The sequence below is a fragment of the Polaromonas sp. genome (genome assembly GCF_029945925.1).
In the GTDB taxonomy this organism is placed as follows: Bacteria; Pseudomonadota; Gammaproteobacteria; order Burkholderiales; family Burkholderiaceae_C; genus Polaromonas.
The window spans coordinates 1-10,678 of record NZ_JAQSDN010000069.1; the positions used below are offsets into that span (position 1 = coordinate 1).

9 protein-coding genes and 1 pseudogene are annotated in these 10,678 nt (G+C 64.5%); 4 read left to right on the forward strand and 6 right to left on the reverse strand.

Going from position 1 to position 10,678, the window contains the following annotated elements:
* Positions 1 to 210 precede the first annotated feature (210 nt).
* Both PSV40_RS22270 and PSV40_RS22275 read left to right on the forward strand, forming a co-directional pair.
* A pseudogene (locus tag PSV40_RS22270) lies at positions 211 to 363 on the forward strand (DUF455 family protein); the annotation flags it as partial.
* A gap of 210 nt (positions 364 to 573) precedes the next feature.
* Positions 574 to 1,872, forward strand: coding sequence for a class I SAM-dependent methyltransferase (locus PSV40_RS22275; RefSeq protein WP_300542048.1), 1,299 nt, complete (start codon positions 574 to 576; stop codon positions 1,870 to 1,872).
* 100 nt (positions 1,873 to 1,972) lie between these two features.
* Here the strand turns inward: PSV40_RS22275 and PSV40_RS22280 are convergent, their stop codons facing one another.
* The 3 genes from PSV40_RS22280 to PSV40_RS22290 all read right to left on the reverse strand — a co-directional run bounded on the left by PSV40_RS22280 (position 1,973) and on the right by PSV40_RS22290 (position 5,163).
* Positions 1,973 to 2,965 carry a tripartite tricarboxylate transporter substrate binding protein gene (locus tag PSV40_RS22280; RefSeq protein WP_300542050.1) on the reverse strand — a complete coding sequence of 331 codons (993 nt, stop codon included), beginning with the start codon at positions 2,963 to 2,965 and terminating at the stop codon, positions 1,973 to 1,975.
* Positions 2,966 to 3,157: 192 nt separating this feature from the next.
* Positions 3,158 to 4,060: a site-specific tyrosine recombinase XerD gene (gene xerD, locus PSV40_RS22285; protein ID WP_300542052.1), complete on the reverse strand. Its 903-nt coding sequence runs from the start codon at positions 4,058 to 4,060 to the stop codon at positions 3,158 to 3,160.
* 128 nt (positions 4,061 to 4,188) lie between these two features.
* Positions 4,189 to 5,163: a tripartite tricarboxylate transporter substrate binding protein BugE gene (locus PSV40_RS22290; protein WP_300542054.1), complete on the reverse strand. Its 975-nt coding sequence runs from the start codon at positions 5,161 to 5,163 to the stop codon at positions 4,189 to 4,191.
* Between the two features lie 292 nt (positions 5,164 to 5,455).
* On the opposite strand from PSV40_RS22290, the gene PSV40_RS22295 reads away from it, so the two are divergent.
* Complete coding sequence (locus tag PSV40_RS22295; protein ID WP_300542056.1) at positions 5,456 to 6,361, forward strand: AEC family transporter; 906 nt, start codon at positions 5,456 to 5,458, stop codon at positions 6,359 to 6,361.
* 307 nt (positions 6,362 to 6,668) lie between these two features.
* Here the strand turns inward: PSV40_RS22295 and PSV40_RS22300 are convergent, their stop codons facing one another.
* The 3 genes from PSV40_RS22300 to PSV40_RS22310 are packed head-to-tail and all read right to left on the reverse strand — an operon-like array spanning position 6,669 to position 8,946.
* The gene (locus tag PSV40_RS22300; RefSeq protein WP_300542064.1) at positions 6,669 to 7,478 is read right to left on the reverse strand and encodes a substrate-binding domain-containing protein; all 810 of its coding nucleotides are present in this window, start codon (positions 7,476 to 7,478) and stop codon (positions 6,669 to 6,671) included.
* Between the two features lie 23 nt (positions 7,479 to 7,501).
* On the reverse strand, positions 7,502 to 8,191 hold the full coding sequence (locus tag PSV40_RS22305) for a phosphate ABC transporter ATP-binding protein (RefSeq protein WP_300542058.1): 690 nt from the start codon (positions 8,189 to 8,191) through the stop codon (positions 7,502 to 7,504).
* Complete coding sequence (locus PSV40_RS22310; RefSeq protein WP_300542060.1) at positions 8,188 to 8,946, reverse strand: ABC transporter permease; 759 nt, start codon at positions 8,944 to 8,946, stop codon at positions 8,188 to 8,190. The genes PSV40_RS22305 and PSV40_RS22310 overlap by 4 nt, the downstream gene beginning before the upstream one ends.
* A 138-nt stretch (positions 8,947 to 9,084) precedes the next feature.
* On the opposite strand from PSV40_RS22310, the gene PSV40_RS22315 reads away from it, so the two are divergent.
* On the forward strand, positions 9,085 to 10,194 hold the full coding sequence (locus PSV40_RS22315; protein WP_300542062.1) for a substrate-binding domain-containing protein: 1,110 nt from the start codon (positions 9,085 to 9,087) through the stop codon (positions 10,192 to 10,194).
* Positions 10,195 to 10,678 lie beyond the last annotated feature (484 nt).

Sequence of the window (10,678 nt, forward strand, 5' to 3'; positions counted from 1 at the left end):
TCATGTTCCTTCGTGACATGTTATGCCTCACACACAAAATTTCTGACAGGCTCATTCGAACTGACTCTGCCGTATAGGTTCAACCACCGCCTCTAGCCTTTCGCTAGATACTGACGCATGAAACCGGAGCATCCGGCCAAGCTGCGTAACTGCCTCATTCAGGATTACGACCATGGGTTTGTCCTGCATTTGAAGATGCGACCAATACCGGCATTGTGCGGGCAGCGCCAGCTCGACCCGGTTGCCACCTACGCCGAACTGGCCGCCCGGTATGAGGCGCCTGCGCTGAGAGGCCCGTTCAACCTGGCCGCCCGGCGCGCCGCCGGGTTTGACGAGGCCGAACTGGCCCGGCTGGGCACCTGAACCGGGAAACGGCAGCCGCCCGCATGCCCGCATGCCCGCATGCCCGCCGGCTTGATACATGTCAATGCGCCGGGGTCCGGGGCGGCTGACACTGAATCGGGAATTTTTCCCACGGCGCGAGGGCACGGAACACCGGCAAGCTGGCGCACGATTGAGTAATATTTCGGTTTCAGACCGTCTGGTCGCAGAAGTCTCAGAGGAGGGTTGGCAATGATCCGGCATCTCGTTCCCCACATTGAGTCGAAAATCGTGCGCCTGCCGTCGCCGCTGGCCGTGCAGCTGCCCGCGGGCCAGGTGCTCGGCCCGCCCGGCGCCCCGGTCAAGATGTTGTTTTCCCACTGGTCCAGCCTGACCCGGCTGCGCGCCGGCCAGATCGGCGCGCTTGCCGAGGAGTTTGTCGAGGGCAAGCTGCATCTGGAAGGCCGCATGCGCGACGTGATGGCGGTGGCGGCCAGCCTGTTGCCGGCCAACCCGGTTCACATCGACGCCGGCTGGTGGAACACCCTGCAGCGCCAGATCCGGACGCTCCGGGCGCATACGCCGGAAAAAGACGCCGAGCAGATCCAGTTTCACTACGATGTCTCGGACGACTTCTATGCCCTGTGGCTGGACCCGCGCCGCGTTTATTCCTGCGCCTACTACCGGGACGACAGCATGACGCTGGCCCAGGCCCAGGAAGCCAAGCTCGACCACATCTGCCGCAAGCTGATGCTGCAGCCGGGTGAACGTTTCCTCGATATTGGTGCGGGCTGGGGCGGCCTGTTGCTGTGGGCGGCCGAGCATTATGGCGTTCAGGCCACCGGCATCACGCTGTCAAAGAACCAGCACGCGCATGTGCAGCGCCTGATCGCCGACAAGGGCCTGCAGGGCCGGGTCCGGATGGAGCTGTGCGACTACCGCCAACTCGATGAAAGCCGGCCCTTCGACAAGATTTCGTCGGTGGGCATGTTTGAACATGTGGGCCGTGCCAACATGACGGCGTACTTCAGCAAGATCCGGCGCCTGCTGGCACCGGGCGGGCTGGTCATGAACCACGGCATCACCGCCGGCGGGCCGGACAACGACCAGCTCGGCGCGGGCATGGGCGACTTCATCGAGAAATACATTTTCCCCGGCGGGCAATTGCTGCATGTCAGCAACGTGCTCAACCACATGGCGCGCGGCGGGCTGGAAATGGTCGATACGGAAAACCTGCGGCCCCACTATGCGCGCACGTTGTGGGACTGGTCAGATGCGCTGGAAGCCCGGCTGGATTCGGCGCAGCAGGTGCTGGCCACAGGCAGCGGCGGCAGCGAGCGCGGCGAAAAAATCCTGCGCGCCTACCGCCTCTACCTGGCCGGCAGCGCCATGAGTTTCGAGCAGGGCTGGCTCTCGCTGCACCAGATGCTGGCCACCCGCCCGGCTGAATCCATGGCAGACGAAGCCATCAAGGGAGCGAAAAGCCGCTACCCCTTCCGGCGCGACTACATGTATGCGCAGACTGCCGGCGCGGACAGCGCACCGGGTTGAGCCGGTTGCCTTTCGGCAATTTTTAATAAAATTGGCCTCCAGCCCTTATACGACGGGCGCAGGCAGCTATTGAATCAATAGCATTCTGCGCCCCCGGGTTTCAGTCAACCTTGATCTGCGCCGCCTTGATGATGCGGGCGTTGTTGTCCGACTCCTGCGCAATCTGCCGCCCGAACTCGGCGGCGCTGCCACCCGTCGGCACATTGTCGGCGCCCAGCAGGCGCTTGCGCAGCTCGGGCGTCTTCAGTGCCAGATTGATTTCGGTGTTCAGGCTCGTCAGCACGGCCTCGGGTGTTTTTCCAGGCGCAAACACACCGAACAGCGAGCTCAGGTTGGCCGGTGCAAAACCGAGCTCGGCAAAGGTCGGCACCTGCGGCAGGGCCTCCACCCGCGCCGGTGCACCCACCGCCAGCGGACGCAGCTTGCCGGACTGGATGTGCGGCATCACCGCACCGCTGAGGTTGGTGGTGATCACTTCAAACTGTCCGCTCAGGGCGTCGGTCAGTTGCTGGCCGCCGCCTTTGTAGGGGATATGGGTGATTTCCACTTTGGCACCGTTCTGGACCTGCTCGAGCACGATGTGGCCCACCGTGGCCAGACCCGAGGTGGACCAGCGGATGCTGCCGGGTCTGGCTTTCGCCGCCGCCAGCAGGTCCTTGAAGTCCTTGCCTTCAAAAGCAGAGGTGGCCAGCAGCACCACCGGCGAATACATCACGCTGGCCACCGGGGCAATGTCCCGGACCGGGTCAAAGGGCAGCTTGCCCAGGTGCGGGTTCAGCACCAGCGGGCTGATTGAGGAAAAGCCGATGGTGTAGCCGTCCGGCGCGGCTTTGGCCACGACGTCCATGCCGATGCTGCCACCCGCACCAGCCCGGTTTTCCACCACCACCGGTGTTCCCAGCTGCACGGCCAGCTTGTCGGCCAGCGCCCGCGCGATGTTGTCGCTCAGGCCGCCCGGCGGGTACGCCACCACGATGCGGATGGGACGTGCCGGCCAGGCGGCCTGGGCGATTGAAAACGAAGGGAGCGAAGCGGCGCACAGCGCAAGCACAGGCAGGGCCAGCAGTCGGCGGCGTGATGGGATCAATGACATGAATTTTCCTGATGTGAACATGCAAGCATTTTGCCCCGCGCCACGCCCCGTTCCCCAAGCGCAGCCCCGGCAGCCCTCTTGTTCAAGCAGGGGCCGCGGAACCGGCTTCGCCGGGCCGCAGGCGCAGCGGCCCCTTTCTCAGTGCAAGGGGCAGGGAGTTGCCGCAGGCTCGCAGTGAGCGACCGTGGGGGCCTATCCTCTGGGGTGATGGTGCGCGTGCAGCGCCTTCAGGCGTTCGCGCGCCACATGGGTGTAGATGGTGGTGGTGGAGATGTCAGCGTGGCCCAGCAACATCTGCACCGCGCGCAGGTCGGCGCCGTGGTTGAGCAGGTGGGTGGCAAAGGCATGGCGCAGGGTGTGCGGCGACAGCGGCGAGGTGATGCCCGCCCGCAGCGCATGTTTCTTGACCAGCATCCAGAACATCACGCGGCTCATGCCGCTGCCGCGTTTGGTGACAAACAGGTCGTCGGTCTGCTGCCCGCCCAGGATCGCGGGGCGCGCTTCGGCGAGGTAGTGCTCGATCGCCTGCCGCGCCACCTGGCCGAAGGGCACCAGGCGCTCCTTGCTGCCCTTGCCCATGACGCGCAGCACCCCTTCGTTCATGCCGACATGAAAGGTCTTGAGCCCCACCAGCTCGCTCACGCGCAGGCCGCTGGCGTACATCAGCTCCAGCATGGCGCGGTCGCGCAGGCCCAGCGGCGTGTCGCTGTCGGGCGCGGCCAGCAGCAACTCGACCTGGGCTTCCGACATGAGTTTGGGCACACGCAGGGCCTGTTTGGCCGACTGCAACTTGAGGGTCGGGTCGGCGTTGATCAGCCGCTCGCGCAGGGCCCAGCGGAAGTAACGCTTGAACACCGTCAGCCGCCGGTTCGCGGAGGTCGCCCGGGTGCTGGCATGCCGGGCCGAAAAATAGGCGTTCAGGTCGCGCTCGGAACTGTCGTCGAGCCGGCGCCCGCCCTGCTCTTTCGCGCCCAGCCAGAGCGCATACAGCGACAGGTCGCGCCGGTAGGCGGCCAGCGTGTTTTTGGACAAGCCGTCTTCCAGCCACATGGCGTCGACAAAGGCATCAATGCTGGACTGGCTCTGGGGATTCATAGGCGCAACGATAACAAACTGACCAAACTGATTCACTGCAAAAAAGAAGCCCCGCCGGCTCGGGGCTGGCGGGGCTGGCGGGGCTGGCGTAAAACGCGGGAAAGGCGGTCCAACCGCCCGGCCGGCACTTATTCGAGCGACAGCTTGGAGGTGGTCACCACTTTTTTGTAGACCTCGTACTCGGCCTTGATCTGGGCAGCGAACTGCTCGGGCGTGTTGCCGACGATGATGGAGCCGGTGTCCTCAATGCGCTTGCGCACCGCCGGGTCCTGCAGGGCCTTGAGCGTGGCCGCGCTGACTTTGTCGACCACCTCTTTCGGCAGGCCCTTGGGGCCGAGAATGCCGTAATACGCCATGCGGTTGACCGGCTCGAGACCGACTTCCTTGAAGGTTGGAACGTCAGGCAACACCGCCAGGCGTGTGGGCGCTGCAACCACGATGGGGATCAGGCGTTTTTGCTGGATGAAAGGCAGTGCCGAGGGAATGTTGTCAAAAATGATCTGCACCTGGCCGGCCACCGTGTCGTTGAGGGCCGGGCCCGCACCGCGGTAGGGAATGTGCGTGATGAAGGCACCGCTCAGGCTTTTGAACAGCTCGGTCTGCAGGTGGCCGATGCCGCCGGTGCCCGACGAGGCGTAAGAGTACTTGCCTGGGTTCTTCTTGATCTCGGCGATGAATTCCTTGTAGTTACGCGCCGGAAAGCTCGGATGCACCGCGATGATGTTGGGCGTGGCCGCAATGTTGATGATGGGCGTGAAGTCCGTCAGCGGGTTGTACGGGATCTTGGTGTTGATGGCCGGGTTGGCCGCCGTGGTGGACACCGTCGCCATGCCCAGCGAATAACCGTCCGGCGCGGAACGCACGGTTTCCAGCGCGCCGACCACGCCGCCGCCACCGGCCTTGTTCTCGATGATCACGGTCTGCCCCAGGGCCTTGCCCAGCGGCTCGGAGATCACGCGCGCGACGATGTCGGTGGTGCCGCCCGGTGCAAACGGCACCTGCAGCTTGACGACCTTGTTCGGGTAGGACTGGGCCAGGGCTGAACCTGCCGCGGCCGTGGCCAGCGTCAGTGCAGAAAGGGTGAGCAGATAACGGCGTTGCATAACGATTTTCCTTGCAATAGAAAGTGGACAGCCTCTATCGTAAACGCAAGCACCGTGCCACCTTGTTGTGGATTACGCATAAGGGCAATCCCTAGGAGTCTGCGCGGCAGAAGGATCGTCGGCTGCAAAGCGACCGCAGCGGTCCATTTTTCACCGGCTTATTGCCCCATAGCGACGGCTATGGGGCTGCAAATCCGGCAAAAACTGTCCTCGCTGGGGCCGCTTTTCGCTTCGACGCCTTCTGCCGCGCAGCCTCCCAGGCTTTGCGGCCATTGCGGTTATTCTTGCCGGGGTGAATTACGCCCAACTTCTCTTTCCGGATTTCTCCCTCATTCTGTGTGGCTACCTGGTGTGCCGTTACACCGCCCTCAACCGTACGGTGTGGCAGCAGGTGGAAAGCCTGGTCTATTACTTCCTGTTTCCGGTCCTGTTGTTCCAGTCCATCGTCAAAAGCCCGCTGGATCTGGGCGCGGCTTCCAGCCTGATTGCGGCCGGGCTCAGCATGGGCGTGCTCGGTATTGCCCTGGCTTATTCGCTGCCGCACCTGCCCTGGCTGGGGGCGCACATTGACAGGCGGGAGCACGCGGCCAGCGCGCAGGTGGCTTTCCGCTTCAACTCCTTCATCGGACTGGCGCTGGCCGAACGGCTGGCCGGGGCCGAAGGCCTGCTCTTGATTGCCGTGCTGATCGGCGTCTGTGTGCCGCTGTTCAATGTCGGCGCGGTCTGGCCCATGGCGCGCCATGCCAGGCTGGGTTTCATGCGCGAACTCGTGCGCAACCCGCTGATCATTGCCACTGCCACCGGCCTCGCAGCCAACCTGGCGGGCTTCCAGATTCCGGTCTGGCTGGAGCCTACCGTGACCCGTATCGGCGCGGCCTCGCTGGCGCTGGGCCTGATGGCTGCCGGCGCCGGCATGCAGTTCGGCCAGCTGGCCAAAGCCAAAACCCTGGCAGTGGCCTTGCTGGCCATCCGCCACCTCTTCATTCCGCTGATCGCCCTGGGCCTGTCCTGGGTGTTTCGCCTGTCGCCGGTGCAGACCACCGTGCTGCTGGCGTTTTCGGCCCTGCCCACCGCGTCGAGCTGTTACGTGCTGGCGGCCCGCATGGGTTACGACGGCGCCTATGTGGCCGGCCTGGTTACCCTGTCGACCCTGCTCGGCATGTTCAGCCTGCCGTTTGCGCTGGGTGTGCTCCGCTGAAATAGAGCCCCCACGCTTGTCACTTCGTGTACTGCGCTGCCCCCCGAGGGGGCGCTGCGCCTGCGGCCCGGCGAAGCCGGTTCCGCGGCCCCTGCTTGAAACATAGAGCCCCCACGTTCGCGCACTGCGTGTCGCTCTCGAGGCCTTGCAGGCCGCGGCTCGCGAGACGCTTCGCCTCTGTCGCCTGTCCAAACCTGCTCAAGCAGGTTTGGAGCCGCAGGCTCCAGCCCCTCGGGGGCGCTGCGCCTGCGGACCGGCAAAGCCGGATCCGCGGCCCCTGCTTGTAAAGAGCAGCGCCTCCGGCCGGTTACCTCGTTGCGTTGGGAAAAAACAGCTGCTCGCCGCCTATCCTGTAGCTGGCAATCGCCGCCTGGCCGGCCGGCGAGATCACCCAGTCCACAAATTTTTGCGCCTCGGCCACCTTGACTTTCGGGTGTTTGGCGGGATTGCCCACCATCACGCCGTACTGGTTGAACAGGCGTGTATCACCTTCCACGAGCACCGCCAGATCCGCGCGGTTCTTGAACGCCAGCCAGGTGCCGCGGTCGGCCATCACGTAGGCGCCCGAGCTGGCAGCGATGTTCAGCGCCGGGCCCATGCCGCAGCCGCAGGCCTTGTAGCCGGCAAACTGGGGGTTGTCGACGCCGGCACTTTTCCAGTAACGCAGCTCGGCGGCATGGGTGCCGCTTTTGTCGCCGCGCGAGACAAAGGGGGCGCTGGTCGCACTGATTTTTCTCAAAGCTTCAACAATGTCCTTGCCTCTGGTTTTGGCCGGATCGGCAGCCGGGCCGATCAGCACGAAGTCGTTGTACATCACCGAATAACGCTTGAGCGCAAAACCTTCGGCGATGATTTTCTCCTCGGCCACCTGGTCGTGCACAAACAGCAGGTCGGCATCGCCGCGCCGGCCCATGTCGATGGCCTGGCCGGTGCCCAGGGCCACCACCTTGATGGTTATGCTGCTGGCCTGCTTGAAGGCCGGCAGCAGCGTGCCAAAGAGGCCCGACTGCTCGGTCGAGGTCGTCGAGGCCATCACGATGGTGTTTTGCTGTGCTATGGAAACAGTAGCTGCCAGCGCAATGGGTACAAGGGCTGCAACCCTAAAACACTTGAACATCCGGAACAGGATGCGTGCGGGTTTCATACAAGTTCTCCTTTGACAAACATCCCGGCTTCCAGCGGCAGCGGGCCGTTGAAAAAATCATGAACCGACCGGTCTGCCAGCAGTTGGCCGTGCTCGAGGTAGATCACGCGGCTGGCCAGGCGTTTGACCTGGCCCAGGTTGTGGCTGCTGAACACCAGCGTCATGCCGGCGTCGGCAAACTCGGTCATCAGGGTTTCAACCTCGCGTTTGGCCGCCGGGTCCAGGCTGGCGGTGGGCTCGTCGAGCAACAGGACCTGCGGCTGCAGCGCCCAGGCGCGTGCCAGCGCCAGCCGCTGCTGCTGTCCGCCTGACAGGGCCTTGGCATTGCGGTGGGAAACGCTCGTCAAGCCGACACGCGCCAGCGCCGGCAGGGCCTGCGCTTTGGCGTCTTTCCAGGGCACGCCCCTGAGCCACAGGCCCAGCGCCACGTTGTTCAGGGCACTGGCACGCAGCATGTAGGGCCGCTGAAACACCATGGCCTGGCGCGCCGATGGGTCTGAAGACACCGTGCCGCGCGTCGGCGGAACCAGCCCATGCAGTGTTCTGAGCAGCGTGCTTTTGCCGCTGCCGTTGGCCCCCACCAGGGCCACCCGTTCACCCGCGTGAATGCAAAGCGCGCACCCGGCCAACGCGCGGGTCCGGCCGAAATGCACATCGACCGCTTTGAGTTCGAACAGCGCGCTCACGGCTTCACCCCTCCGGCCTCGGGAACCAGCAGGTGGGGCGTCTCCGGCAAGCCGTCATCGAGCCGCTCGCGCCAGCGCCGCAGCAGCGCGATCAGCACATTGAGCAGCAGCACCACGGCCAGCAGCAGCAGGCCCAGCGCCAGCGCCAGCGGCAGGTCGCCCTTGCTGGTCTCCAGCGCAATCGCGGTGGTCATGACGCGCGTGAAGCCGTCGATGTTGCCGCCAACCACCATCACCGCGCCGACCTCGGAGATCGCGCGGCCGAAGGCGGCGATCAGCACGGTGAGCAGCGCATACCGCTCGTCCCACAGCAGCAGCAGGCTGCGCATGCCCTTGCCCGCGCCCAGCGACTGGAACTGCTCGCCGTGCAGGCGGTCGGCGTCCTCAATCGTCTGGCGCACCAGCGCCGTCACCACCGGCAGCACCAGCACGGCCTGCGCCAGCACCATGGCCTGGAAGGAAAACAACCAGCCGAGAAAACCCAGCGGGCCGGACCGCGACAGCAGCAGGTACACCACCAGCCCGACCACCACCGACGGCAGGGCCAGCAGCGTGTTGAGCACGGTCAGGACGATGCCGCGGCCGCGAAAGCGTGCCACACCCAGCCAGGCCCCGAGCAGCAGCCCGGCGCTGCAGGCGATCGCACAGGCACAGGCGCTGACCGCCAGCGACCGGAACACGATGCTCGCCAACAGGGGATCGAGGGAAACGATGAGCGAGAACGCCGTACCGACGCTGTCCGGGAAAGTGTTCATGCAAAAGAAAAAGTTGTGACCTTATCGTAGAAGCGAAAGCCGTGGGTCACCATCGGGAATGACGAGCTATGAAGCCGATTGCATAGCAAAGACGCATCCGGCCTTGCGACCATAATCAGCACACCCTTCTGCCACCCCATGCACAAAGTCGAACTCTCCTACCTGCTGACGCCCGAGCGCAGCAAGGACACGCTGATCCGCAACCCGCTGATGGACCTGCTGCACGCCGTGCGCGAGCAGGGCTCCATCTCGAAGGCGGCACGCGCGCTCGACCTGTCCTACCGCCATGTCTGGGGGGCGCTGAAAAAGTGGGAGCTGACCCTGCAGCGGCCGCTGATTGTCTGGGACAAGGGCCAGCGCGCCCAGCTCACCGAGTTTGGCGAAAAGCTGCTGTGGGCCGAGCGCCAGGCCCAAGCCCGGCTGGCACCGCAGATCGAGGCGCTGCGCGGCGACATCGAGCGGGCCTTCTCCACCGCCTTTGACGATGAGGCGCACGTGCTCACGCTGTATGCCAGCCACGATGCGGCGCTGAGCGCACTGCGCGAACAGACCGGCGCTCGCGGCCTGCACCTGGACATCCGTTTCATGGGCAGCGTGGACGCGATTGCGGCGCTCAACGCCGGGCGCTGCATGATGGCCGGCTTTCACACCCTGGAGCAGCCGGGCAACAAGTCGGTGGCGGCGCTGACTTACCGCAGCCTGCTCAAGCCCGGCCAGCACAAGCTGATCGGTTTCGCGCATCGCCAGCAGGGCCTGATGGTGGCGAAGAACAACCCGCTGGCCATCACCGGCATGGCCGACCTGAAGCGGCCGGGCATCCGCTATGTCAACCGCGCCGCAGGCACCGGCACGCGGGTGCTGCTCCACGAGCTGCTCGCGCAGGCCGGCCTGAACGCGGACGGCATCGAAGGCTACAACACGCAGGAGCCCTCCCACGGCGCGGTCGCGCAGGCCATTGCCAGCGGCGGTGCCGATGCCGGCCTGGGCATCGAGGCCGCAGCGCGCGAAAAAGACCTCGGCTTTGTGCCGCTGGTCCAGGAGCGTTACCACCTGGTCTGCCTGAAGTCCGAACTGCCGCAGCCCCAGGTGCAGGCGCTGCTCAAAGAATTGCAGAGCAGTCACTGGCAGACAACGCTGGCCGGACTGCCCGGCTACAGCGGCGACCACGCGCAGAGCGGCAAGGTGTTGTCGTTGCGGGCGATGTTGCCTTGGTGGAATTACCGGAAAGCCAAAGCTCCTCATGCTTGAGAATGATTTTTAGCTACAACCCTTGGTGTGCGTGCGTTGGTAGCTATTTAATTCATAGCGATTCCTGAACACCTCCAACGTGAAGGTACGCCAGCAAGCCGGGTCTCGCCCCGGCGGGCGACTTACTTTTCTTTGCTTCGCCAAAGAAACCTAAGGAAAAGAAAGGCGACCCGATGGTCTGGGTCCCCTGCGCTTCGCTCCGGGGCAGCCTGCGGTGCTTGTATGGTGGAGGAGCTGGGGCAAAGGGACACTGCGGTGCATCGGCTGCAAAGACCGACTGATCGAGAAATCTCCAGCTCCGGCAGCTCAACGTCGATGAGGAACTGAGCGAGGATGGAGGGCGTTCCTCCATCAATCGCCGATCTCTACGCAAGTTAACGTGAGCCACTGGCCTTGCCCCAGCGCTTTCATTGTCAACACAAGGAGCGTTAAGGCTACGCTGAATAAGCCCTGGCCAAAGAGCACCTTGCTGCGTTGACGGTCG

Bases quoted from the DNA above. Each gene is read 5' to 3' on its own strand.
- PSV40_RS22310 (WP_300542060.1), bottom strand. From the start codon at position 8,946: ATGAACACTTTCCCGGACAGCGTCGGTACGGCGTTCTCGCTCATCGTT.
- xerD (WP_300542052.1), bottom strand. From the start codon at position 4,060: ATGAATCCCCAGAGCCAGTCCAGCATTGATGCCTTTGTCGACGCCATG.
- PSV40_RS22280 (WP_300542050.1), bottom strand. From the start codon at position 2,965: ATGTCATTGATCCCATCACGCCGCCGACTGCTGGCCCTGCCTGTGCTT.
- PSV40_RS22275 (WP_300542048.1), top strand. From the start codon at position 574: ATGATCCGGCATCTCGTTCCCCACATTGAGTCGAAAATCGTGCGCCTG.
- PSV40_RS22300 (WP_300542064.1), bottom strand. From the start codon at position 7,478: ATGTTCAAGTGTTTTAGGGTTGCAGCCCTTGTACCCATTGCGCTGGCA.
- PSV40_RS22290 (WP_300542054.1), bottom strand. From the start codon at position 5,163: ATGCAACGCCGTTATCTGCTCACCCTTTCTGCACTGACGCTGGCCACG.
- PSV40_RS22315 (WP_300542062.1), top strand. From the start codon at position 9,085: ATGCACAAAGTCGAACTCTCCTACCTGCTGACGCCCGAGCGCAGCAAG.